General features: G+C 53.6%; 23 protein-coding genes. 15 read left to right on the top strand and 8 right to left on the bottom strand.

Going from position 1 to position 24718, the window contains the following annotated elements; all coding sequences use genetic code 11:
• Positions 1-2: 2 nt before the first annotated feature.
• The gene (locus tag Q0824_RS04660; RefSeq protein ID WP_298447957.1) at positions 3-623 is read right to left on the bottom strand and encodes a riboflavin synthase subunit alpha; all 621 of its coding nucleotides are present in this window, start codon (positions 621-623) and stop codon (positions 3-5) included.
• Between the two features lie 226 nt (positions 624-849).
• Between Q0824_RS04660 and Q0824_RS04655 the strand changes: the two genes are divergently transcribed.
• The 5 genes from Q0824_RS04655 (at position 850) to Q0824_RS04635 (ending at position 5160) form a co-directional block, all read left to right on the top strand.
• Complete coding sequence (locus Q0824_RS04655) at positions 850-1755, top strand: hypothetical protein (RefSeq protein ID WP_298447955.1); 906 nt, start codon at positions 850-852, stop codon at positions 1753-1755.
• Positions 1756-1815: 60 nt separating this feature from the next.
• Positions 1816-2493: a TetR/AcrR family transcriptional regulator gene (locus tag Q0824_RS04650; protein ID WP_298447953.1), complete on the top strand. Its 678-nt coding sequence runs from the start codon at positions 1816-1818 to the stop codon at positions 2491-2493.
• 91 nt (positions 2494-2584) lie between these two features.
• On the top strand, positions 2585-3049 hold the full coding sequence (locus Q0824_RS04645; RefSeq protein WP_298449524.1) for a L,D-transpeptidase: 465 nt from the start codon (positions 2585-2587) through the stop codon (positions 3047-3049).
• A 33-nt stretch (positions 3050-3082) separates the two neighbouring features.
• Positions 3083-4378, top strand: a complete 1296-nt coding sequence (locus Q0824_RS04640) for a mechanosensitive ion channel family protein (protein ID WP_298447951.1) — start codon at positions 3083-3085, stop codon at positions 4376-4378.
• The gene (locus Q0824_RS04635) at positions 4378-5160 is read left to right on the top strand and encodes an S-methyl-5'-thioinosine phosphorylase (protein WP_298447949.1); all 783 of its coding nucleotides are present in this window, start codon (positions 4378-4380) and stop codon (positions 5158-5160) included. The genes Q0824_RS04640 and Q0824_RS04635 overlap by 1 nt, the downstream gene beginning before the upstream one ends.
• Here the strand turns inward: Q0824_RS04635 and Q0824_RS04630 are convergent.
• Together Q0824_RS04630 and mfd are read right to left on the bottom strand one after the other, a co-directional pair.
• Positions 5135-5899, bottom strand: a complete 765-nt coding sequence (locus Q0824_RS04630) for a CsiV family protein (protein WP_298447947.1) — start codon at positions 5897-5899, stop codon at positions 5135-5137. The genes Q0824_RS04635 and Q0824_RS04630 overlap by 26 nt on opposite strands.
• Positions 5900-5943: 44 nt before the next feature.
• Positions 5944-9474 carry a transcription-repair coupling factor gene (gene mfd, locus Q0824_RS04625; RefSeq protein ID WP_298447945.1) on the bottom strand — a complete coding sequence of 1177 codons (3531 nt, stop codon included), beginning with the start codon at positions 9472-9474 and terminating at the stop codon, positions 5944-5946.
• A gap of 227 nt (positions 9475-9701) precedes the next feature.
• Between mfd and Q0824_RS04620 the strand changes: the two genes are divergently transcribed.
• The 10 genes from Q0824_RS04620 to sthA all read left to right on the top strand — a co-directional run bounded on the left by Q0824_RS04620 (position 9702) and on the right by sthA (position 20071).
• Entirely contained in the window at positions 9702-11132 is a 1431-nt protein-coding gene (locus Q0824_RS04620; RefSeq protein ID WP_298449523.1) for a glyceraldehyde-3-phosphate dehydrogenase, read from the top strand.
• 262 nt (positions 11133-11394) lie between these two features.
• A complete protein-coding gene (locus Q0824_RS04615; RefSeq protein ID WP_298447943.1) occupies positions 11395-12741 on the top strand; it encodes a Na(+)-translocating NADH-quinone reductase subunit A in 1347 nt (448 codons plus the stop codon).
• Between the two features lie 4 nt (positions 12742-12745).
• Entirely contained in the window at positions 12746-13954 is a 1209-nt protein-coding gene (locus Q0824_RS04610; protein WP_298447942.1) for an NADH:ubiquinone reductase (Na(+)-transporting) subunit B, read from the top strand.
• Positions 13947-14750 carry a Na(+)-translocating NADH-quinone reductase subunit C gene (locus Q0824_RS04605; protein WP_298447941.1) on the top strand — a complete coding sequence of 268 codons (804 nt, stop codon included), beginning with the start codon at positions 13947-13949 and terminating at the stop codon, positions 14748-14750. The genes Q0824_RS04610 and Q0824_RS04605 overlap by 8 nt, the downstream gene beginning before the upstream one ends.
• A 2-nt stretch (positions 14751-14752) precedes the next feature.
• A complete protein-coding gene (locus Q0824_RS04600) occupies positions 14753-15418 on the top strand; it encodes an NADH:ubiquinone reductase (Na(+)-transporting) subunit D (protein WP_298447939.1) in 666 nt (221 codons plus the stop codon).
• On the top strand, positions 15418-16026 hold the full coding sequence (gene nqrE / locus Q0824_RS04595; protein ID WP_200201103.1) for an NADH:ubiquinone reductase (Na(+)-transporting) subunit E: 609 nt from the start codon (positions 15418-15420) through the stop codon (positions 16024-16026). Before Q0824_RS04600 ends, nqrE begins: the two co-directional genes overlap by 1 nt.
• A gap of 37 nt (positions 16027-16063) precedes the next feature.
• Positions 16064-17290, top strand: a complete 1227-nt coding sequence (gene nqrF, locus Q0824_RS04590) for an NADH:ubiquinone reductase (Na(+)-transporting) subunit F (protein WP_298447936.1) — start codon at positions 16064-16066, stop codon at positions 17288-17290.
• A 9-nt stretch (positions 17291-17299) separates the two neighbouring features.
• Complete coding sequence (locus tag Q0824_RS04585) at positions 17300-18352, top strand: FAD:protein FMN transferase (protein ID WP_298447934.1); 1053 nt, start codon at positions 17300-17302, stop codon at positions 18350-18352.
• A 12-nt stretch (positions 18353-18364) separates the two neighbouring features.
• Entirely contained in the window at positions 18365-18616 is a 252-nt protein-coding gene (gene nqrM, locus Q0824_RS04580) for a (Na+)-NQR maturation NqrM (protein ID WP_298447932.1), read from the top strand.
• A gap of 63 nt (positions 18617-18679) precedes the next feature.
• Positions 18680-20071: a Si-specific NAD(P)(+) transhydrogenase gene (gene sthA, locus Q0824_RS04575; protein ID WP_298447930.1), complete on the top strand. Its 1392-nt coding sequence runs from the start codon at positions 18680-18682 to the stop codon at positions 20069-20071.
• Positions 20072-20088: 17 nt separating this feature from the next.
• On the opposite strand, the gene Q0824_RS04570 is transcribed toward sthA, so the two are convergent.
• The 5 genes from Q0824_RS04570 to dusA all read right to left on the bottom strand — a co-directional run bounded on the left by Q0824_RS04570 (position 20089) and on the right by dusA (position 24714).
• On the bottom strand, positions 20089-20883 hold the full coding sequence (locus Q0824_RS04570) for a glycerophosphodiester phosphodiesterase (protein ID WP_298447928.1): 795 nt from the start codon (positions 20881-20883) through the stop codon (positions 20089-20091).
• Complete coding sequence (locus tag Q0824_RS04565) at positions 20880-22007, bottom strand: 3-deoxy-7-phosphoheptulonate synthase (RefSeq protein ID WP_298447926.1); 1128 nt, start codon at positions 22005-22007, stop codon at positions 20880-20882. The genes Q0824_RS04570 and Q0824_RS04565 overlap by 4 nt, the downstream gene beginning before the upstream one ends.
• A gap of 24 nt (positions 22008-22031) precedes the next feature.
• Complete coding sequence (locus Q0824_RS04560; protein ID WP_298447925.1) at positions 22032-22481, bottom strand: TerB family tellurite resistance protein; 450 nt, start codon at positions 22479-22481, stop codon at positions 22032-22034.
• A 52-nt stretch (positions 22482-22533) separates the two neighbouring features.
• Positions 22534-23502, bottom strand: a complete 969-nt coding sequence (tal, locus tag Q0824_RS04555) for a transaldolase (protein WP_298447923.1) — start codon at positions 23500-23502, stop codon at positions 22534-22536.
• 141 nt (positions 23503-23643) lie between these two features.
• Positions 23644-24714 carry a tRNA dihydrouridine(20/20a) synthase DusA gene (gene dusA / locus Q0824_RS04550; RefSeq protein ID WP_298447921.1) on the bottom strand — a complete coding sequence of 357 codons (1071 nt, stop codon included), beginning with the start codon at positions 24712-24714 and terminating at the stop codon, positions 23644-23646.
• Positions 24715-24718: the final 4 nt, after the last annotated feature.

The following is a 24718-nucleotide window of genomic DNA, read 5'->3' as shown; positions in this document are numbered from 1 at the left end:
TTTTACTTTGGTGAGGCCGGTCGGTCATACCCCAGGCGCGCAAGCGTATCCACGATGGTTTGTGTTTGACTGTCGATCTCAATATTGACCGTCATACCTTCTTTTATTTCACCAAAGGTGGTGGCCCGCAGGGTTTCAGGTATCAGGTGCACATTGAACCGGTTCCCGTCGACCTCACCGATGGTCAGGCTTGCACCGTTGATGGCGATATAGCCTTTCGGGAAAATGTAACCTGCCCATTGATCCGGAACTTCAAACCATAGGGTCACATTGTTTTCGGGCCGTAGAATCTCGACGACGTTTGCCGTTGTATGTATGTGCCCCGAGAGCAGGTGCCCACCGATCTCATCCCCGATACGCGCGGCTCGTTCAAAGTTGACCAATTGCCCAGACACCAGGTTGCCGAGCGTTGTCAGCCTGAGAGTTGCCTGCATGGCATCAAAAAACAGCGTGTTGCCAGATTGCTTGGTAACTGTGAGGCACGTCCCGTTGATTGCCACGGAGGCTCCGATGGTGACGCCCTCTGTGCCGTTATCTGGCAAGCGGATAGCGAAGGTGCTTAGCCCGGTTGCTGCGGTAACCTCTTCCACAACAGCAATACCTTGAACAATACCTGTGAACATAGCAGACCTCATTGGCGAGCGGAGTGCGACATAGGAGGGGAAGGATAACGACCGAGGTTGCTGTTGCCAAGCTCGAGGGCTTTTGACGAAATGCTGCTGCCTGAGTAGGTGCGTGCACAACACGTAACTCAAGATATACCGAGCACTGTCGATACCCTCTAATAAGACCGGCCCAAATAAGACCTGCCGCTCGAGTGAGGCTCTTTAACGCATTGGATAAATTGTGATGGCTCAGAATCAGACCGTGACAGAGGCACAAACCGGAACAGCTCAGGGAGCTGTATTGAGGCCCGGGCGTGCGGCTGACCCTGTACCGGAGAAAGTGGCGTTGGCTGCAAGTCAGAATAACCCGCAAAATGTTACTACCGCGGCTCAAAACCTTAGCCATGGCACCGTCGGAGACGGTAGTAATGAAAACCTCCGTGAAAGTAGGGAGCAACCAGACGAAGAACAGGGCAATAGTACTGAAGCCTCTGAGGCAACTGAGCCTGTGCTGGCGGAATCACGCCAGCGAAAGCTAAGGCTAATGCTGCGCCGGTGTGATCGTGTACTGCTGATGGATTTTGAATTACTGGCGATGAATGATTGGCCGGATAATTTCAGCGTTGCGACGGCGCGTCGGAGCCGGGATTTGTGGGTGTTCAGTGCGCTGGTGGCGGCAATTGTGTTTCTCAGTGGACTGACAGGCTTCGTGCCTGCGTGGGTTGCGGGCGGCGGGTTTGGCGCCTTTATTATTATTGTACTGCTGGGTATTCCTGCGGTTCGTCGCGTTTATACATCTGCACCTTCCTACCTGGATTTGCTGCTCAAGCGTCAGCGCCTGATGCGTGATGCGCGAAAGCACGCAGAGCACCTTGAAGGCAAAGAGGGGTTGATCTGGCAGTGTGCCCGCATGGCAGACTATAACCCTGCTCTGAAAAATACACGGTTCAGCAACCTCTTGCGTCTGTCAGAACAGAAAGCGCTACCTCGGGCGCTGTCCCGGCGTGAGCATGTGAGGCTCTACCTGATTTATCTGCTTGAAGCGGAGAAGGCGTATAGTCGGGTTCAGGCCGCATTTTTGGAGGGCAACCAGGCGGCAATAGATGAAGGCTGGCAGGCAGCCGTGGCACAGCCCGAGGACAGAACTTGACATAAATGTGCTTCAAACGTATGTTTCAAACAGACGTTTGCTAGAGGCACTGAAAACAAAATGGCCCAGTCAGATACTGTTGACCGAATTCTGGATGCTGCAGAAGAGCTGTTCGCTGAGCGTGGTTTTTCAGAGACGTCTCTGCGCATGATAACCAGTAAGGCAAAAGTAAACCTTGCAGCTGTTAATTACCATTTTGGCTCCAAAAATGCACTGATACACGCTGTTTTTGGCCGCTTTCTCACCCCATTCTCCGCAACGCTTGAAAAAGCATTTGATGAGCTTGAGGTGCGGTGCGACGGCAAGCCACCTACCTTGAATCAAACCCTGTGGGTTCTCACAGAGAGCGCCGTGCGCATGCCTCAGCGCAATGAAAAGGGCATTTCTATCTTTATGCGCCTGCTCGGGCTTGCGTACACTCAGTCGCAAGGGCATTTGCGTAAATTCCTGGAGCAGGAATACAGTGAGCCTTTCAGCCGTTTCATGCGGCTTCTGAAAGAAGCAACACCCCAACTTTCTGCCGTAGATCGATACTGGCGCATTCAGTTTATGCTGGGTGCAACGGCCTTTACCATGTCCAGTAGCGATGCGTTACAGGACATTTTGCGTAACAAGCTGGGTGTGGACACTACGGTTCAGGAGATTGCTGCGCGCCTGGTACCCTTCCTCGCCGCCGGCATGCAAGCCCAGGATGCCCTGCTGGCTCCCCGGGCTGAAAGCAAGATCCCGGTTGCCTGAGCTGCACCCTCTCGGTTAGGCTTCCCTCTGAATTCGAGAGGGAGCCAACACCGTTGTGAACCACCACAACCGCAATGCCTGTTCGATTGACATCTGCCTGGACGACCAGATCCTTACGCTGCGTGATGAGCACGGCTCCGCCATTGCCCGTTACCCGGTGTCTACCGCCCTGAATGGTGCGGGCGAGCAAGATGGTAGCGGTTGCACCCCGAGGGGGGAGCACTACATCCGTGCCATGATTGGTGCCGGATTACCTCCTGATACTGTTTTCCGTGCCCGCCGACCTACCGGGGAAATCTACAGCGCGGAGTTGGCGGCTGCTAACCCTGCCAGAGATTGGATCCTGACCCGTATTCTCTGGCTATGTGGCTTGGAGCCAGGCAAGAATCGTGGTGCTGGTGTTGATACCTTTCGCCGCTTTATATACATACATGGTACCCCTGATACAGAGCCCATGGGGTTGGCGTTGTCTCATGGCTGTATCCGTATGCGCAATTCGGATGTGGTTGAGTTGTTTGGCTGTGCCCACGCGGGTATGCCCGTTACTATCCGTTGAACCCGGATTAACAAAACTGATTAGAGGATTCCGATGATCGGAGAAATGATGTCCACGCTTAATGGCTGGATCGAGAACTTTGGTGTCCTGTCTGAGGCATGGCGCGTGAGCATTGTGGTGTTTGCGCTGGTGTTTGGTACGGCCACGATTGCCTATGTTGCCAGCCATATCATTGGAGCTCTGGAAAACAGGTTCGCCAAAACCAACAATATCTGGGATGACGCCCTGTTGCATGCCGCTCGTGCACCGGTAGTCGCATTTGTATGGTTACAGGGGATCTACTGGGCTGCTGAAGTAGCGCATCACTATTCATCAGCAGAGATATTCAAGGCCAACGGGATCCTGCTGCAGGTCGGCTTCATTTTTATCTTCGTCTGGGTTTTGCTCAGATTGATCAAAGAGTTGGAGAACATAGTTGTCTCTCCGGTAAAAATGAAAAAGCCGATGGATTACACCACGGTTAACGCCATCAGCAAGCTTTCCCGGGCGGTCGTTATTATTACAGCCGTGCTGATCAGCTTGCAGTCTTTGGGCTATAGCCTTTCAGGTGTGCTTGCCTTTGGTGGTGTAGGCGGTATTGCTGTGGGTTTTGCGGCGAAGGATCTGTTGGCAAACTTCTTCGGGGGCTTTATCGTCCACCTCGACAGGCCTTTCAAGGTTGGAGACTGGATACGCTCTCCCGATCGTACAATCGAGGGTACGGTCGAGCACATAGGTTGGAGGGTAACCACCATCCGAACGTTCGATAAGCGGCCTCTGTATGTTCCCAATGCCACGTTCACAACCATCGCAGTAGAAAATCCCTCGCGAATGACCAACCGGCGCATCTCCGAAACTATCGGTATCCGTTATGCCGATGTCAGCCAAATGGCTACTATCGTTTCAGATATCCGCTCAATGCTTGAAAAGCATGAAGACATTGACAGCAAGCAAACGTTGATTGTCAACTTTTTGGCGTTTAGTCATTCATCCCTGGATATTATGGTTTACGCCTTCACGAAAACCACCCAGTGGGTTCGGTTTCACGAAGTTAAACAGGATGTGCTCCTGAAAATCAGTGATGTTATCGAGGGTCATGGTGGCCAGGTAGCCTTCCCGACACAAACCATACATTTTGGCGATGACCGTTTGCCTGCGCAGGCTGGCAAAGACCAGGACAGAAAACGTGAAAGTGATGAGGCGGGTGACGAAGATCCTGAGGATACGAGCAATGCCACTAGCTCTTCGCAAAACACACGCACACGTAGCAAGCGCGATCGCAGTCGCCGTCACGATACCCAGGCCGGTGATGAGGGTGAGCAATCCCTGGATGCAGGAGATGGAGACTGATGTCTGACGGTAGTGGAGCAGTAGGTATTATTGGTGGCACAGGCCTGACAACCCTTGCAGGCCTGACGATCACGGGGACACGATCTCTTGAGACGCCTTGGGGAGCTCCGTCATCTGTGCTGACTGATGGGCTCCTTGATGGCCAGCCTGTGGTGTTTTTGTCCAGACACGGCAATCCTCACAGGATTCCGCCCCATGAAGTGAACTACCGGGCCAATATAAAAGCACTATACGACGTGGGTGTGCGCACCGTTATCGGTGTAAATGCGGTCGGCGGAATTCATGCGGATATGGGGCCGGCCTGCGTGGTAATTCCGGACCAGATTATTGATTACACCTGGGGCAGGGCAGGGACCTTTTTTGAGGGCGATCTGGAACATGTCACTCACATCGATTTTACCTGGCCATACGACCGGGAAGCTCGCGACATAATGATGCAAGCCGCATCAGCACAGGGAGTGCCATTTGCGGGGTTCGGTGTTTACGGTGCAACTCAGGGCCCCAGGCTGGAAACGGCCGCTGAAATACGGCGCATGGAGCGGGATGGGTGTGATCTGGTTGGGATGACCGGTATGCCTGAAGCCGCCTTGGCGGCTGAACTGGGTATGCGCTATGTGTGTTTGGGCCTGGTGGTCAACTGGGCGGCCGGGAAGTCAGACCACATTATTACCATGGCTGAGATCGAGGCGGCCATCGATCAAGGAATGTCTGGTGTAAGACGCATTCTTGAAGTGTCGATGGCCGGCCTTGGCAAGCTTAGGGTGTTGCCTCAATCTTCTTGAAGAACACAAGAACGCCGATGGTGGGGGAATCCAGGAAATGGATTTCTTCACTTCGCATCCTGCGGGTTTCACGAATCCAGGTAAGCAGTTCCAACGGTATGTCTGGCTGAAGTTCCAAGCCTGTGCCTGCCGCAACCGGTATGGCGCCCGTTTCCGCACCCTCGGGCAGATTGTTTTCGCTTTTGGTTTCGTCCGCCCTGACCGCTTCGGTTGCAGGGACGGCAATCTTCCCTTGCTGCCAATGGTTCAAATGAACTGCAACGTGGAGGTAGCGCTGCCTGTCGATGGTAATGTGCCCTTCGATTGCTCTCTGGCCGGCTTGTTCCAGCCATTCTCCTATCTCAACTCGTAGAGGCTGGCCTTTATAGTCTGGCGGGAAAGCTTCGTACCAGCCCGCCGCCATGAGCACCCGATAGCGACCACTGTTTTCAAGCCGATTTGCCGCATTGCCCAGGTGAAGTTGGGAGCGGTTTGCGAGTTTTAGGGATGAGCTGCTGGCGCCGCCTGCAGCCACGCTGTAGAGGGTTTTACCAGTGTCCACCGGCGCTTCGACTTTGCGAGTGGCCATGCGCTCATTTACTGCGCCCGGGTCGATGATGCGTTCCAGGATCACGAACTCTGCCCGGTAATAATCGTTGGGCGTTTGCTGGGCATGGCTTGCCAGAGAAGTTGCTGCCAGAACGGCCGTCAGTAGAGTGTGTGCCCATAGCCGGCACAAGCGATTACCATCAGTCTGCAAGAGAATGCTCCAGTTTTGTTCAGGCCCGTTTTTTCAGGCAATAATCAGGCGGTAGCCGCGCTTTTTGCGGGCAGAAGTTCACCCAGCATTGCGGAAATGCCGTCGAGTTTACCACTGGTTGAGGTGTCCTTCAGCCGAAAACGGAAGCTGTTGGCACCTTCAAGGCGATAGGCATCCGGTGCAGATTGCATTTTCTTAATCAGCACGAGTGGGTCTACCGGAGTGGAATTGCCAAATTCAAGGCGAGCCCACTCTTTACCAGCGTCTACTTTCACTATTCCCAGAGCTTCTGCCTGAAGCCTTAGCTCGGTTTGCTTCATCAGGTTCTTTGCCGGTTCCGGTAATAATCCGAAGCGATCAATCATCTCAACCTGAAGTTCTTTTAATCCATCGCGGTCGTTCACGCTGGCAATGCGCTTGTAGAGCATGAGCCGATTGTGGACATCGGGCAAATAATCTTCCGGAATCAGTGCGGGTATGCGCAGGTTCATCTCCGTGCCGTGGCTCAAGGGCAATTCGGCATTGGGTGTTCGGCCTTCCCGAATCGCTTTTACGGCTTCGTCCAGCAGTTGCATATACAAAGTGAAGCCGATGCTCTCTATCTGGCCGCTCTGTTCGTCGCCCAACAACTCGCCAGCACCACGAATCTCAAGGTCGTGAGTTGCCAGCATAAAGCCGGCGCCAAGATCCTGGGCTTCGGAAATGGCTTCCAGGCGCTTTCTGGCGTCCGCACTTATGGCCTTTGGTGGTGGAGTCAGCAGGTAGGCGTAGGCCTGGTGGTGGGAGCGGCCAACCCGGCCACGGAGCTGATGCAGCTGTGCCAGGCCGAATTTGTCTGCGCGTTCGATAATAATGGTGTTGGCGCTGGGGATGTCGATGCCGGTCTCAATAATAGTGGTGCACACCAGCACGTTGAAGCGCTTGTGATAGAAGTCCGACATGATGTTTTCGAGTTGACGTTCCCGCATCTGGCCATGGGCAACACCCACGCGGGCTTCCGGTACCAGGCGTCGCAAGTCCTCGGCGGTTCGTTCGATGCTGGCCACATCGTTGTGCAGGACATACACCTGGCCGCCCCGGAGAACTTCGCGCAGGATGGCTTCCTTTACCATCGCGTCGTCCCGCTGGCGCACAAAGGTTTTTACCGAGAGCCGTCGAGCCGGCGGCGTCGCAATAATAGACAGGTCTCTCAGGTGCCCCATGGCCATGTTCAGGGTTCTGGGGATGGGTGTTGCCGTAAGGTTCAGCATGTCCACTTCGGCGCGAAGGGCTTTAAGCTTTTCTTTCTGCCCAACGCCGAACCGGTGTTCCTCATCAATGATCACCAATCCAAGATTCTTGAACTTGATGTCACCCTGAAGCAGTTTGTGGGTGCCTATGACAATATCGGCCCTTCCGTTCTCAATGGCCTCCATGGCTTTGTTGGTTTGGGCTGTGCTACGAAAACGGCTTAGCAATTCAACGGTGACCGGGGTGTCCGAGAAGCGATCTCGAAACGAGTCGTAGTGCTGCTGGGCCAGCAGGGTTGTGGGTACCAGTACCGCAACTTGCTTGCCTGACCAGGTTGCCATAAAGGCGGCGCGCATGGCGACTTCTGTTTTGCCGAAACCGACATCTCCACAGACCAGCCTGTCCATGGGCTTTTCGTTGGTCATGTCCTCGAAAACAGCTTCAATAGCCATCTGCTGATCGGGTGTTTCCTCAAAAGGGAAGCCTGCGGCAAATGCACGGTAAGCTTCTTTCGGATCTTCAAAGGCGAAGCCTTTGCGGGCTTCGCGGCGAGCGTAAACATCCAGAAGTTCAGCTGCGGTATCACGGATCTTTTCGAGGGCTTTTTGTTTGGCGGTGCTCCAGCGCTCGGTGCCCAGTTTGTGCAGGGGGGCATGCTCCGCATCTGCGCCAGCGTAGCGGGAAATCAAGTGGAGACTGGATACCGGTACGTAGAGCTTCGAGCCGCTGGCGTATTCCAGCATCAGGAATTCGCTGGCTTCGCCCTCAACTGTAATGGTTTCCAGCCCCAGATAGCGGCCAACGCCGTGGTCAATGTGCACAACCGGAGAGCCTTTGCGGAGCTCAGATAAGTCACGGTAGCCGTCATCATTTGTTTCTGTCGGTTTATCCCGGCGGCGTCGCTGTAATACCCGCTCGCCGAACAGGGCCGTTTCGGTGATCAGTGCAAGATGGTGCTCAGGCAGCACCAATCCTTGCTCCATCGGGGCGACGGTGATGCCCAGAGTGCATTTCGTGTCGGCCAGAAAGTCCTGCCAGTTTTCAAAGGCTTGCAGCCGAAGCTGGTGCTCGCTCAAGTTGTCGATCAAGGCTTCGCGTCGACCAGAGGATTCCGCGCAAATCAGCACTCGCCCGGCAAAGTCTGTAATGAAGCGCTTTAAGCGGCCAGCAGGGTCGGCGGCCCGCGCACTCATGGCAATATCCGGTAGTGCTTCGCTGGGGCAATTTACCGCGCCGCCGCCCTCTGCTGTTTCCGGGGTCATGGTTACCCTCGGGAAGGCCTTGAGGTGGCCAAACAGTTCATCGGTCAGCAAGAACAGATTGGCCGGCGGCAGGATTGGGCGATGCCTGTCATGACGGCGATCTTCGTAGCGATTGCGGGTTTCTGTGTCAAAGTGGTTCACCGCCTCGTTCAGGCCTTCGGCAGTGAACACCTGTGTGGTGGCTGGCAGGTAATCAAACAGGGTGGCGGTTTGGTCGAAAAACAGCGGCAAATAGTATTCGATCCCCGGCGGTGTAATGCCGTGGCTCACGTCTTGATAAATAGGGGAGTCTTTGTCCGCATTCGGGAATTGTTCAAACCAGCGTCCGCGAAAGGCTGAGCGGGCTTCCTTGTGCCACGGGAATTCATAGGCGGGCAGAAGTTCGATGCTTTCAATCCGGTCGATGGAGCGCTGGGTTTCCGGATCAAAGGTGCGGAGGGTTTCAACTTCGTTATCAAACAGGTCGATCCGGTAAGGCAGATTGGAGCCCATGGGGAATATATCTAGAATCGAGCCGCGAACCGCGTATTCACCATGTTCGTACACGTTTTCAGTATGCCGGTAGCCGGCAGTGGCCAACTGAAGACGCCAGTTGTCCAGATCCAGTGATTGCCCCGTTTCAAGTAGCAGTGTGTTGCCCTGCAGATAGCTGACTGGCGGCAGACGGTGCATCAGGGTGCGGGCAGGCACCACAATAAGCCCATGCTGGGTGCTCGGCAGGCGGTGCAGGGTGCGAATGCGCCGTGAGGTTATGTCCTGATGCGGTGAAAACAGATCGTAGGGCAGGGTTTCCCAGTCTGGCAGAGACAGTAACTCCAGGCCGTCCTCTGTCACCGTGGCTCCGTCTTCTTCCGGCGGCAAGCCCAGAAAAAAGCGCATGGATTGCTCCAGCCGATTGGCTTCGGCTGTGCTGCGGGTGACCACCAAAGTAAGCCCTTTGTGTGCTCTGGCGCTTTCACAGATAGCCAGAGCACTGCTGCTGCCATGCAACTGTCCCCAGGTGCGGTGATCGGCCGACTTTTCAGGAAATGGCGGCGCAATCAATGTTTGCGGCGAAGCGGAAGTGGGGGCACCTTGATTCATGGGCAGTCGTGTTCTCCTGCTGAAGGGGGTTGGGGAGCCGGTGAGGCGGCTATTCTAACGCCGCTGGATGTCAGTGTCATGGCGGTAAGTCTAAGAGGTCCGTGCCAGTTCGTATTTGCCGTTAGCTGGTTTAAGTTGGATAATGCCCGACCTGAATTATTACCACGTGCGAAACAGGGGTCCCTACCGTGAGTCACGAACAGACAAATCAGTGCCTATCCAACTGGATGGACAGAGAATCCAAAGCGGAGGCCATGATTCCGCTGATCGGCCGCCTTTACCGTAAGAATAACGTTGTTACCTCGGTATATGGCCGTGCCATTATCAATCAGTCGGTAATCGACATTATCCGCGCCCACAGATATGTGCGCCAGGTAGAGAATAACGAACTGTCTGTAAACGATACTTTGCCAATCCTGCAGATTATGGATCAGATGGAGCTTGGGCGTGCGCACGTTGACATCGGCAAGCTGGCAGTAAAGTTCAAAGAGCAGGGCGGTGATCTGACCGAGTTTGTGAAAAATGAAATCGGATCAGTGGCTGGCCAGTATTCTGTGCAGTCTGAAGAAGACGCGAGTAACGGCACCAAAGATGTCGTGCTTTATGGCTTTGGCCGTATCGGTCGCTTGCTCGCTCGCATTCTGATTGAGAAAGCGGGCGGTGGTAACAACCTTCGCTTGCGTGCCATAGTGGTTCGCCAGGGTGGCGCTGAGAACGATCTTGAGAAGCGTGCCAGCCTGCTGCGTCGTGACTCTGTGCATGGTCCTTTCAATGGCACCATTCGTGTTGATGAAGAGCAGTCTGCGCTGATTGCTAACGGCAACTTCATCAAGGTGATCTACTCAAATGGCCCCGATCAGGTGGATTACACTCAGTATGGCATCGATAACGCCATCGTGGTGGACAACACAGGTATTTGGCGCGACGAAGACGGACTTGGCTTGCACCTCAAGTCCAAGGGCGTTAGCCGCGTTATTCTGACCGCACCGGGCAAAGGTGATATCAAGAACATCGTTTACGGCATCAACAACGACTGGATCACTGACGAAGACAAGATTCTGTCGGCAGCCTCCTGCACCACCAATGCAATCACGCCAGTGCTGAAAGCAATTTACGACGAATACGGCATTGAAGATGGTCACGTTGAGACTGTCCACTCTTACACCAACGATCAAAACCTGATCGATAACTACCACAAAGGCAGTCGTCGTGGTCGCAGCGCCGCGTTGAACATGGTAATTACCGAGACAGGCGCCGCAAAAGCAGTTTCCAAAGCCCTTCCCGAGCTGAAAGGCAAGCTCACAGGTAATGCTATTCGTGTTCCTACGCCGAACGTTTCCATGGCAATTTTGAACCTCAATCTCAAGAAAGAGGTCGATGTGGAAACTGTGAACGATTATCTGCGCGAGATGGCTTTGCACTCGGAGCTGCAGAAACAGATCGATTTCGTGAACTCTCCGGAAGTAGTCTCAACCGACTTTGTTGGCTCCCGACATGCTGGCATTGTTGATGCTCAAGCCACGATTGCTGGGGGTAAGCGCTTGATTCTGTACGTTTGGTACGACAACGAATTTGGCTACAGTGCTCAGGTGATTCGTGTGGTTAACCAGATGGCGGGTATTGACTACCCCATCTTTCCGAAGCGCTCACGCGACTGACGAATGCGCCTGAGTTGGCGTTGATAGTTCCATAAGCCCGGCGCCGAAAGTCGCCGGGTTTTTTTGTAAGCGGTTGTCGGTAGTTGCAGGTTTACAATCCTGTACAAACCCGTTCTCGTTTCAGGTGGAAATAGCTTGCCTTAAACTCTATAATTGGCGCGAATTTGGGTATGTCTGGCTCCCTGTTTCTCAACTTTTTCTGGGCCGCTGGTGTCAGGCAATACGAATCCACAAAATAGTTTCTGATGATTGGATGAGGCTAATGATTAAGATCAAAAAAGGCCTGGATCTTCCCATCAGCGGCGCTCCCGAACAGACCATCACAGACGGTAAGCCAGTTCGCCATGTGGCGTTAATTGGTTTCGACTACATCGGCATGAAGCCGACGATGGCTGTTAAAGAAGGAGATCGTGTCAAGCGCGGTACGCTGCTGTTCACGGACAAGAAGACCGAAGGCGTTCGTTATACATCACCTGCAGCTGGCGTGGTGAAGGAACTCAATCGCGGTGAGCGACGGGTATTCCAGTCAATTGTTATCGAGGTTGATGGCGATGAAGCTGAGACTTTTGCCAGCTACAAAGCTGCGGATCTTGCAGGCCTTGAGCGCCAGCAAGTAGTCGATAACCTGGTTGAGTCCGGTTTGTGGGCAGCCCTGAAGACACGCCCATACAGCAAAGTGCCGGCGATCGACACTGCTCCCCATTCTATTTTTGTTTCCGTTATGGATACCAACCCATTGGCTGCAGATCCCACAGTGGTGATTGCAGAAAATGCAGCGGCCTTCGAAAACGGCCTGACCATTCTGGGTCGGTTGACTTCGGGCAAGGTGTTCGTAACTGGCCGGCCCGGTTCCAATGTGTCGGTTCCCAAATCAGACCAGATTGATGTCCAGCAATTTGACGGCGTGCACCCTGCTGGCAACGTTGGTACCCATATTCATCACCTTGATCCGGTTTCTGCCACCAAGACAGTCTGGGCAGTTAACTACCAGGATGTGATTGATATCGGCATTCTGTTTACTACCGGTGAGTTGAATGTTAGCCGCGTTGTTGCACTCGGCGGCCCCAAGGCCCTGAAACCGCGTTTGGTTCGTACCCGCATTGGCGCGAGCCTTGCGGAGCTTCTCGATGGTGAAATACCCACCGATTGTGAGGTGCGCGCGATTTCCGGCTCTGTGTTCGGCGGGCGTCGTGGAGATGGCCCTGTCGCTTATCTTGGTCGTTTCGCGAACCAGGTGTCGCTGCTCGAAGAAGGCCGCAAGCGGCTTTTCCTGGGCTGGCTAACTCCTGGTGCAAACAAGTTTTCGGTTCTTAATATCTATCTGTCCAAGTTTATGGGTGGCAAGAAGTTTGACTTCACAACCACTACCAACGGTAGTGAGCGTGCCATGGTTCCAGTGGGTTCCTACGAGAGGGTGATGCCCCTGGATGTCCTGCCAACTCAGCTGCTGCGTGCGCTGATTGTAGGAGATACCGAAATGGCTCAGAAGCTCGGCGCTCTGGAGTTGGAAGAAGAAGATCTGGCGCTGTGCACCTTTGTGTGCCCGGGTAAATATGAATACGGTCCGATTCTCCGCGAGAATCTGACCCGAATCGAAATCGAGGGCTAACACAATGTCTATCAGACAGTTTCTCGATGGAATCGAGCATCACTTTGAACAGGGTGGCAAGTACGAGCGCTGGTATGCCCTGTACGAAGCAGCCGATACTATTTTCTATACGCCCAGCTCGGTAACGGGCACAACCTCCCACGTGCGCGATGGTGTAGACCTGAAGCGCATGATGATCACCGTTTGGTTGTGTGCCTTCCCCGCGATGTTCTTCGGCATGTGGAATATTGGCTTTCAGGCCAACAATTTCCTGGCGGCCAATCCTGAGGCGTTGATCGCTGACGGCGGAATGCGCACTGCCTTTATCCAGGCTCTTGCGGTAACCGGAGCGGGTGCCGGCATTTGGGATAACTTCGTCTATGGAATGGCCTACTTCATTCCGGTTTACGCGGTGACCTTTATTGTTGGTGGTTTCTGGGAAGTGCTGTTTGCTACCGTGCGTCGCCACGAAGTAAACGAAGGCTTCTTCGTAACCTCTATCCTGTTTGCACTGATTTGCCCACCATCCATTCCTCTTTGGCAGGTGGCTTTGGGTATTACCTTCGGTGTAGTGATTGGTAAGGAAGTGTTTGGCGGTACAGGTAAAAACTTCCTGAACCCCGCACTGACAGGTCGTGCCTTCCTGTATTTTGCCTATCCTGCGCAAATTTCTGGCGATACCGTGTGGACTGCCGTTGACGGTTTCAGCGGAGCGACTGCGTTGAGCTGGGCTGCAAGTGGTGGTCTGGAAGCTCTGGAAGCAAACATTGGCTGGATGAATGCCTTCATTGGCAATATTCAGGGGTCAATGGGTGAAACCTCGACCGTCGCCGTGATGATTGGTGGTTTGGCGCTGGTTGCCATGCGCATTGCAAGCTACCGAATTGTTGGTGGTGTGTTGATTGGCATGATCGGCACAGCCGTCCTCATGAATGTTATCGGCTCCGAAACCAACCCCATGTTCTCGGTTCCGGCCCATTGGCACCTTGTAATGGGTGGCTTTGCCTTCGGCATGATGTTTATGGCGACCGACCCGGTTTCAGCCGCCATGACCAACACCGGCCGCTGGTGCTTCGGTATTCTGGTAGGTGTGATGACCATTCTGATTCGGGTTGTTAACCCGGCATTTCCGGAAGGCATCATGCTGGCGATACTGTTCGCCAACCTTTTCGCGCCGCTGATGGATCACTACGTGGTTCAGGCAAACGTTAAACGGAGGCTCGCTCGTGGCTAAGCCTAAAGAAACTGTCTCCAGAACGCTGTTTGTCGCTCTGGTACTGAGTATCGTGTTTTCCGTAGTGGTATCCACTGCTGCGGTGGTGCTCCGCCCGGCCCAGATCAAGAACCAGAATCTGGACATCAAAACCAACATTCTGGCGGCCGCAGGTATGCTGTCGAATGGCGCAAGCGCTGATGAAATCGAAAGCGTTTTTTCCCAGTTTGATGTGCGCCTGGTTGATCTGGATACCGGTGACTATGTAGAGCCGTCTTTCGTGGATGTAAATGATCCAATGAAATACGACATGTACAAAGCCGCTTCAGACCCAAAGATGTCAACCAAGATTCCGTCGTCTGAAGACAAGGCTGGCATCAAGCGTCGTCCTAACATTGCCAAGGTATACACCTTGAGCGAAAACGGGGAAATGAAGCGAGTGGTATTGCCGATTCACGGCTATGGCCTCTGGTCTACACTGTATGGCTTCGTGTCTCTTGAAGGCGATCTGAACACTATCGAAGGCCTTGGCTTCTACGCCCATGCAGAAACACCTGGTTTGGGCGGTGAAGTGGATAACCCCCGCTGGAAATCCCAGTGGGTTGGCAAAGAGCTTTACGGTGAGGATAAAACCGAGCCTCAGATCCGCCTGATGAAGGGTGGCGTAAGCGCCAACGCAGCCGATAAAGAGCACAAGGTTGATGCCCTTTCCGGTGCAACACTGACCAGTCGCGGCGTTGAGCACTTGGTCAACTACTGGATGGGTGACCGGGGTTACGCACCGTTCCTCAAGAAACTTCGTGAAGGGGAGGCCTGATCATGTCTGAAATGACCGCCAAACAGGTTCTTTTCGAACCCATATTCAGTAACAATCCCATCGGGCTGCAGATCCTTGGTATCTGTTCCGCACTTGCCGTAACCACCAGCATGAACGTAACCATCGTTATGTGCCTGTCGGTTATTGCTGTTACTGCATTTTCCAACCTGGCTGTGTCGCTGGTACGTACACAGATACCGGGCAGCATCCGGATCATCGTACAGATGACCATTATTGCGTCTCTGGTTATCGTGGTTGATCAGATACTGAAGGCCTATGCCTACGAAATCAGTAAGCAGCTGTCGGTATTCGTTGGTCTGATCATTACCAACTGTATCGTTATGGGTCGTGCCGAAGGCTTCGCCATGAAAAATGGCCCCTGGTTGAGTTTTCTCGACGGTGTCGGCAACGGCATGGGCTACTCGATCATGCTGTTGTTTGTGGCGTTTTTCCGTGAATTGCTGGGTGCAGGTTCGCTCTTTGGTGTAACCCTGCTGACGCCGGTTAACGAAGGCGGCTGGTACATCACCAACGGCTTGCTTTTGTTGCCACCAAGCGCTTTCTTCATTATTGGTCTGGCTATCTGGGGACTGCGCGCCTGGATGCCTGAACAAGTAGAAGAAGAGGACTTCAAGATGTCCCGCCACACCCATAAGGAGGCCTTCTGATGGAGCACTATATCAGTCTGCTTCTCAAAGCAATTTTCATTGAGAACATGGCGCTCGCGTTCTTCCTGGGTATGTGCACATTCCTTGCCATTTCCAAGAAGATTGAAGCAGCTACAGGCCTTGGCATTGCCGTTGTGGTGGTTCTCACGCTGACAGTGCCGGTCAATAACCTGATCTACAACAACATCCTTCGTGAGGGGGCGTTGTCCTGGGCTGGTTTGCCTGATGTGGATCTGAGCTTTCTCGGGTTGATCACCTACATCGGTGTTATCGCGGCCATTGTTCAGATCATGGAAATGATACTGGATAAATACATTCCGGCACTTTACTCCGCACTGGGCGTGTTTCTTCCATTGATTACAGTTAACTGCGCCATCATGGGTGCGGCACTGTTCATGGTTGAGCGTGATTACACCTTCGGTGAGAGTGTGGTCTATGGCTTTGGTGCTGGTGTGGGCTGGGCTTTGGCCATCGTTGCTCTGGCAGGTATCCGTGAAAAGCTGAAATACAGCGACGTTCCAGATGGGCTACGTGGCCTGGGCATCACCTTCATTACGGTTGGTTTGATGTCCCTTGGCTTTATGTCCTTCTCAGGGATTTCCCTGTAATTCACCCGGTGATTCGGTTTAACGAAAAGGCGAGACCATGTATACAGAAATAATACTCGGCGTGGTCATGTTCACCGTTATCGTTCTGGCGCTTGTCGCGATCATCCTCGCGGCAAGATCCAAACTGGTAAGCACCGGTGAAGTGACCATCGAAATCAATGACGACCCGGAACACACCGTGAAAACGGAAGCCGGTGACAAGTTGCTGGGCACCCTGGCGGGCAGTGGGATTTTCCTGTCGTCTGCCTGTGGCGGCGGCGGTACCTGTGCACAGTGTAAGTGTAAGGTTCTTGAAGGTGGCGGCGCCATGCTGGCCACGGAAAAGACCCACTTCACCAACCGGGAAGAGAAAGAAGGCTGGCGTTTGTCGTGCCAGGTTCCGGTCAAGCAGGATATGAAGATTGAAGTGCCGGAAGAGTTCTTTGGCGTCAAGAAGTGGGAGTGTGAGGTTGTATCCAACCACAACGTTGCCACCTTCATTAAGGAACTGGTACTCAAGTTGCCGGAAGGCGAGGAAGTTGACTTCCGTGCCGGTGGTTACGTACAGCTGGAATGCGCCCCTTACGAAATCGACTTCAAGGAGTTTGATATCGAGAAGGAGTTCCATGGTGACTGGGACAAGCATGATATCTGGCGCTACAAGGCCATCAACAAGGAAGAGACTGTTCGTGCCTACTCCATGGCGAACTACCCGGAAGAGAAGGGTGTTCTCAAGTTCAATATCCGTATTGCCACTCCGCCTCCCGGGACTGATCACGTGCCTGGCATCATGTCCAGCTATGTGTTCAATCTGAAGCCGGGCGATAAGGTCACTGTAATGGGGCCGTTTGGTGAGTTCTTCGCCAAGAAGACGGAAGCCGAAATGGTGTTTGTGGGTGGTGGTGCTGGTATGGCCCCCATGCGTTCCCATATTTTCGACCAGTTAAAGCGTTTGAACTCCAAGCGCAAGATCAGCTTCTGGTATGGTGCCCGCAGTGTTCGCGAGATGTTCTACGTAGAAGACTTCGACATGCTTGCCAAGGAGAATGACAACTTCGAGTGGCACGTTGCTCTTTCTGACGCACAGCCGGAGGACAACTGGGAAGGCCCAACGGGCTTTATCCATAACGTACTCTACGAGAACTATCTGAAGGACCATCCGGCTCCGGAAGATTGCGAGTTCTATATGTGTGGACCCCCAATGATGAACGCATCTGTAATCAAGCTGCTGAAAGATATGGGTGTTGAAGAAGAGAACATTATGCTGGATGACTTTGGAGGTTAAACCTTTCACATGACATCCAGTATCTTTCAACCCGCCCGGGCGGCCGTTGCCAGCATCTTTACGATGCTGGTATTGGTGGCCCTGGCGGGTTGCTCGTTTCAGCCGGATGAAGAAATCTGGGAAATCTCAGGGCCCGTGTTCGGTACCAGCTACCACATCAGTGTTGTTTTGCCGGAAGATCACCAGCGGCTTGAAGCATTGGCAGAAGGCATCGATGACGCCCTCGACGGAGTGGATGCCTCCATGTCGACCTGGAGGGACGATTCCGAGCTGTCAAAGCTTAACGGCCTTGAGGATCAATCGGATTGGACCCCGGTATCCCGTCCACTGTTTGAAGTGCTGTCCCGGTCGGCAGAGATTTCACGCCTGACTGAAGGGGCCTTCGATATCACTATCGGGCCAGTGGTGAATCTCTGGGGCTTCGGACCCGATGCCCGGCCTGTAGAGGTTCCCTCTGACGAGGAGTTAGCCCACGCGCTGGCATCAACGGGTTTTGAGAACCTCTCGTTGCAGGCGGATCCGCCTGCTTTAAAGGCGTCGTCACCGCAATATATCGACCTGTCAGCCATCGCCAAAGGCTACGGGGTAGACGTAGTGGCTCGGTACCTCGATAGTGAGGGTATAAAGGCGTATCTCGTAGAGATAGGCGGGGAAGTGCGCACTCAGGGCAAAAAGCCTGACGGCAGTGTGTGGCGGCTTGCCATAGAGCAACCTGCAGAGGGTGAAGGGCACACCGTAAACCGTATTGTTACTTTGCCTTCGAAGGCGATGGCTACGTCCGGTGACTATCGTAACTATTACGAATCGGAAGGGCGTCGGTTATCCCATACAATAGACCCTGAAACTGGACAGCCGATTTCGCATAACCTGGCTTCTGTCACGGTGATTGCTGAAGACAGCATGACAGCGGATGCACTGGCCACTGGTTTTACAGTGATGGGATATGAGCGGGCAAGTGCGCTCGCAACACGGGAGAATATTCCTGCCTATTTTATTATCCGGACGGAAAACGGGTTCGAGTCGCATCAGACCCCGGCATTTTCTTCCTACGTTACTCAGTAAGGGGAGGGCAACATGGGTACCTTTCTTTTGGTTTTATTGATTGTGGTTTTGCTGGTTGCCGGTATGTCCGTTGGTGTCATTTTCGGACGCAAGCCAATCAGCGGTACGTGTGGCGGCATTGGCGCGCTTGGTATCAGTTCATCCTGTGACATTTGCGGTGGCAACACCCAGAAGTGTGAGGAGGAAAACCAGCGTGTGGCGTCTGAAGCCTTAGCGGCCGAAGACCTGGCTTACGATGCCTCCAAGGCTGGTCGGAAGCAGTAACCGCCGACATATTCGAATAACTACAACTACTTTTCACGACGTAGATAAGGAGTCACTGCGCGCATGGCAGAACATCATTACGACGTCGTCGTTATCGGTGCCGGACCTTCAGGTGAAGGTGCGGCAATGAACGCGACGAAGCATGGCAAGCGTGTTGCTATCGTTGAAGACAAGCCTACCGTGGGAGGCAACTGCACCCACTGGGGTACGATTCCTTCCAAGGCTTTGCGTCACTCGGTAAAGCAGATCATTACCTTCAACACTAATCAGATGTTCCGCGACATTGGAGAGCCTCGCTGGTTTTCGTTCCCGCGGGTACTGCAAAGTGCACAGAAGGTCATTGGCAAACAGGTGAAGCTCAGAACCCAGTTTTATTCCCGGAATCGGGTCGATCTGATCAATGGGCGCGCTTCGTTTCTGGACAATAACCGGCTGGAAGTTCGTGGTAACAAGTCAGTTGAAACCCTGCATTTCAAGCAGGTTGTTATTGCTACTGGCTCACGCCCGTATTTACCGCCTGATCTGGACTTCCGCCATCACCGGATCTACAACTCAGACACCATACTCAATCTTTCCCATACACCGCGCACGCTGATTATCTATGGTGCGGGTGTTATTGGCTCCGAATACGCATCTATCTTTGCGGGCCTGGGTGTGAAGGTGGATCTGATCAACCCGGGTAGCCGTTTGCTGTCGTTCCTCGATGATGAAATCTCCGATGCACTGAGCTATCACCTGCGTAACAACGGTGTTCTGGTTCGTCATAATGAGGAATACGACTCGGTTGATGGTGACGACCACGGAGTGGTTCTCTCGCTGAAATCAGGTAAGAAAATCCGGGCAGATGCATTCCTCTGGTGTAACGGCCGAAGTGGCAACACTGATAGTCTGGGGCTTGAGAATGTGGGGTTGACGCCGAATAGTCGCGGCCAGCTACCAGTAGATGAACACTACCGTACCGAGGTAGATAACATCTATGCTGCAGGCGATGTGATCGGATGGCCGAGCCTTGCAAGCGCAGCTTATGACCAAGGGCGTTCTGCATCGTCAGACATCGTTAATGACGATTACTTCCGGTATGTGACCGATGTGCCAACGGGCATTTATACGATTCCTGAGATCAGCTCTGTGGGTAAGACCGAGCGCGAGTTGACGGAAGCCAAGGTGCCTTATGAAGTTGGCCAGGCATTCTTCAAGGATCTTGCTCGGGCTCAGATTACCGGTGAGGCGGTGGGCATGCTGAAAATCCTCTTCCACCGTGAAACCCGGCAGATTCTGGGGATTCACTGCTTTGGTGACCAGGCAGCTGAAATCGTCCACATCGGTCAGGCCATCATGAATCAGGAAGGCGAAGCCAACTCGCTCAATTACTTTATCAACACAACGTTTAACTACCCAACCATGGCGGAAGCCTATCGGGTAGCGGCGCTGAATGGCCTGAACCGGATCTTCTGACCGGTTCAGGTTCAAAGTCAGCCGGCGGGTAAAATCATATTATCTGCCGGCTTGCTTTCACTGCGTTCAGGCAGGGACAGAGAAGCGCGTGCGCGGTTATCAAAGAACATGCGCGTGCTTGTAGGGTAGTCTGTAATAACGCTGTCTATGCCCATAGCTTCGAGCCGGAGCATGTCCTGGATGCTGTTCACGGTCCAGCAGGATACGTGCATTCCTTTACGGCGCGCATTTTCCACAAGCTGCGGTGAGCACAGCTTCCAGTTGATGCATAAGTACTTGCAGCCCAACCTCGCAGCCAGTCCAATGGGCCTGGGGAATCGTCGCTCTGCCACCAGCCCGGTGCGAATGCGTTTGTTCCTTCTGCGAATTTCCTTCAAAAACCAGGTGTCTGCCGAGGTAATCGCAGCCGTTTGGTAAAGATCCCGATGTTGAATGATTTCTGTTAGTCGATTGCAAAGGATATTCAACCTGGCGCGACTGTCTGACTTCACTTCAAGCTGTAAATGCTCGAGGTCCTGGAACTGATCGAGCAAATCTTCCAACGATGGAATTCCCGCTGGGGATGGCCATGGGCTTGTGTTTTTGCGTGCGTCCATTGAGGCAAGTTCAGCAGCGGTATAACGAGCTACCTCGCCTTTCTGATCGGTTGTACGATCGACGGTTAAGTCGTGCGCCAGCACAGGTTTACCATCTTTTGATAGCACCAAATCCAGCTCAAAATGCCTTACACCCTGCCTGTAGGCGTGCCTGAAACCGGGCAGCGTGTTCTCGGGGGCTTCACCTTTAGCCCCCCTGTGTCCGTAGACGATCATTCCGGTACTTCACCTTTTAAACGTTGGTAAATGGCCTGGCGCTTTTTCCAGGTGTCGTGGCACAGATGTATATCTTCAAGGTAGGCTGGCAGTTCGTTCATAAGCAAGGCCTGAGGCCCGTCTACCAGGGCTTTCTCTGGTTTCGGGTGGAAGTCCACCAGCACCATATTGGCCCCTGCAATCACGCCTTGTGCCGTCGCGTGCATTACGTCGAGGATGCCGTCCGGGGATTTTTCCCGGGTGCCCACAGAATGGGACGGGTCGACGCAAACCGGCATACGCGTCAGCCGTTTAACCGCAGGTACATGGGCAAAATCCACCATGTTGCGGTGCGGCTGGCCAGCTTCGGTTTTCATGCCGCGCAGACAGAATATAACGTTAGCGTTGCCTTCGCTGGCCAGATATTCCGCCGCGTTCAGGGATTCGTTCAGGGTGATGCCGAACCCACGCTTGAGCAGAACCGGATAGGTGCGCTGCCGGCCAATGGCTTTTAGCAATTCAAAGTTCTGTGTGTTCCGGGTGCCGACCTGAAGCATGACGCCCGTAGGCCGCCCAAGTTTTTCGAGGCAGGTATCAATCTCTTCTATGTGGCTTTCATGGGTGATTTCCATGGCCACCACTTTAATGCCGTGTTTACCGGCTTTTTCAAATACCCAAGGCAGGCAGCCCTTGCCATGCCCCTGGAACGAATAGGGGTTGGTGCGGGGCTTGTAGGCGCCCATACGGGTGCACACCTGGCCATTTTCCTCCAGGGCCTTCAGCATCATTTCAACATGCTCTGGTATATCGACAGCACAGAGCCCTGCAAAAATATTGAGGTTGGACTGGTTGAAATCGACACCGTTATAGCTAAAGCCTGTTTGCCGGTTGTCGTCCCGGTGGCGCCCAAGAATCCGGTAGTCGTCGGAAATGCGGATGACGCGTTCAACAGCCGGCAGGGCTTCGATATCTTCTTTATCGAGCGGCTTGGTGTCGCCCAATAAGTATATTTCGGTCAGTCGTTGGCTAACGCCCTGAATCTCGTGTACCCGCACGGTCACGCCGGGCAGATGTTCCAGGTAGTGCATTGTCTGCCGATAGGCGTCGCTATCCAGAGGCGTGTTGGGGTGAAGTATGGCTAGCATGCTGTCTCCTGAGTGGTCTACAAGCTAAGAGCGTACGCTCTCAGCCCTATGCCGCGCCTGCATGAATTCCCGGTGGTTAAGATGCAGCAAATCAGCAATACGGCGAATAAGGTGTTCTTCGTATTTGTCGATGCGATCATCAGCAAGGGCAACATGCCAGATGTTCTCCAGCAATGACTGCTTGGCATCCTGATCCAGCGCCTCGTTAATCTGCCCGGTAAACTCATAAAGAGACGTGGCATCCTCTGCCTGATTCAGGGCGGCTTTCAGAATATCTTCCGCTTCTTTCCGGGTTAGATTATGAGCTTTTATGGCGCAATCTATAATCGCCTGGAGTTCTCGCTCATCCTGTTCGTTATCGACCTGTGATAGCTGAACCATTAACGCAGTTGCAGCAATCGCGAGCTGATGCTCATCGGGTTTACGATGCTCCGTTTCCGGTGCACTAAACAGCTTTTTAAGGCTTTCAATCATAGTCTGACCCGGTTGTTTGGGTATGTTGGATTGCATTGAAACGGCATTGGGTTCAGGCCGCCTTCGAGGCCAGCTGGCGAACCCGGTTTTCCAATTCAATCTGGTCAATGGTAAAGCGACGAATGCCATCTGCCAGTTTTTCAGTGGCCATGGCATCTTCGTTAGACTCCCAACGGAAGCGCTTTTCATCCAGAACCCCGAAACCATCGGTTGAAGAGGCGCCGGCGGCTGAAAGCTTGCGCTCCAGGCTGCCATTGTCGTCTTTCAGCTCCTGGAGTAACGTGGGGCTGATGGTGAGCCGGTCGCAGCCAGCGAGCATTTCGATCTCACCGATATTCCGGAAGCTGGCGCCCATAACTACGGTGCTGTAACCATTTGCCTTGTAGTAGTTGTAGATTCTCGCGACAGAGAGTACGCCGGGGTCTTCGGCAGCGGGGAAGTGATCACGACCACTGTTGGCTAGGTGCCAGTCGAGGATGCGGCCAACAAACGGCGAAATCAGGAAGGCTCCGGCCTGTGCACAGGCCGCCGCCTGAACAAATGAGAACAGCAATGTAAGGTTGCAGCGAATACCTTCCTGCTCAAGTATCTCCGCGGCGCGGATGCCTTCCCAGGTAGCTGCTATCTTGATCAGAACCCGGCTTGTATCTACGCCTTGCTGATCGTAAAGCTCGATCAGGCGACGGGCCCGCTTGAGCGTAGCCTCGGTATCAAATGACAAACGTGCATCCACTTCTGTAGACACCACGCCCGGTATCAAACTGAGGATTTCCTGACCTGCGAGTACAGCGAGCATATCCGTAGCCAGGGTTAACTGCTCGGCAACCGAGCCGCCCTGTTTACGGGCCATGGCTACTGCTCGCTCAAGCATAGGCCGGTAGGCATCGGAAGCAGCCGCCTTCAGCAACAACGAGGGGTTTGTGGTGGCATCCTCGGGGCGCCATTGGGCGATGGCATCGATATCGCCGGTATCTGCCACTACCGTGGTCATGGTTTTCAGTTGGTCTAGCTTGTTGGTCATTCGTAACGTCGTCCCGGTTGATTTTGTTATCAGCACATCCAAATCCCGGATGCGGGTAGTGGTTCTACAATAACGGGCTGTAAAGACAGGAACAAGACAGCAAAAGGTAAGGTTTCGGTAATAGAGGCTTATGGACGAGGGTCAGGCGCGTGTTACGGCTTCCATTTGCTGGGACTGCTGTGACTCAGGAACTTTCTCCAATGCTGTTTGAATCACCTCCAGACCTGCGCCTGGCTTATGGGCGTTCTCGCTGATGTAACGGCGGAACTGACGGCCACCGGGCATGCCATGAAACAGGCCCAGAAAATGCCGGGACATGTGGCCAAGGAACACGCCGCGCTTCAGTTCACTCTCAATAAACGGATACATGGCTCTGAGTGCATCGTGGCGAGAGGTGGCTGAAAGTGTGACACCAAAAAACTCGGCATCTACGCCAGCCAGAAGCCAAGGGTTGTGGTAAGCCTCCCGGCCCAGCATTACACCGTCTGTGTGCTTCAGGTGTTCATGGCACTCTTCAAAGGTTTTGATACCGCCGTTGATGATGATCTCCAGGTGTGGATACTTCTGTTTCAGGCGGTAGGCCCAGTCGTATTTCAATGGCGGGACATCCCGGTTTTCCTTCGGGCTGAGCCCCTCAAGAATCGCGATGCGGGCGTGAACTATAAATGTGCGACAGCCGGCAGCGGAGACCTTGTCTACAAATTCACAAAGATCCTCCCAGGATTCACGACCGTTAATACCAATGCGGTGCTTTACTGTAACCGGAAGCTGAGTTGCTTCGATCATTGCCCGAACCGCATCTGCCACCTTATCCGGATGCCCCATTAAACACGCGCCGATCATGTTGTTCTGAACCCGGTCGCTTGGGCAGCCAACGTTCAGGTTTACTTCACTGAAGCCATACTGCTCAGCAAGCCGCGCGCAGTGCGCAAGCTCCCCCGCATCGCTGCCTCCAAGCTGGAGTGCCAAAGGGTATTCCGCAGGGTCGTGTCGCAGAAACCGTTCAGTATCGCCGTGAATCAGTGCACCGGTGGTGACCATCTCGGTATAAAGCAGTGTGTGCCGGCTTAGTAGGCGAGCGAGATACCTATAGTGTGGTGTGGTCCAATCCATCATTGGCGCGACGCAAAAGCGCCGGGATGGCTCTGGTCCGAGGTTTCTAGAGGGTGTAACGGGAATTTCGACGCTTTCTGAAACTGTGGAGTTAATCATTTAT

Source organism: uncultured Marinobacter sp., from assembly GCF_947488835.1.
Lineage (GTDB): Bacteria > Pseudomonadota > Gammaproteobacteria > Pseudomonadales > Oleiphilaceae > Marinobacter.
The sequence above is the reverse complement of the archived record's forward strand: the minus strand, read 5'-3'. Positions and strand labels throughout refer to the sequence as shown.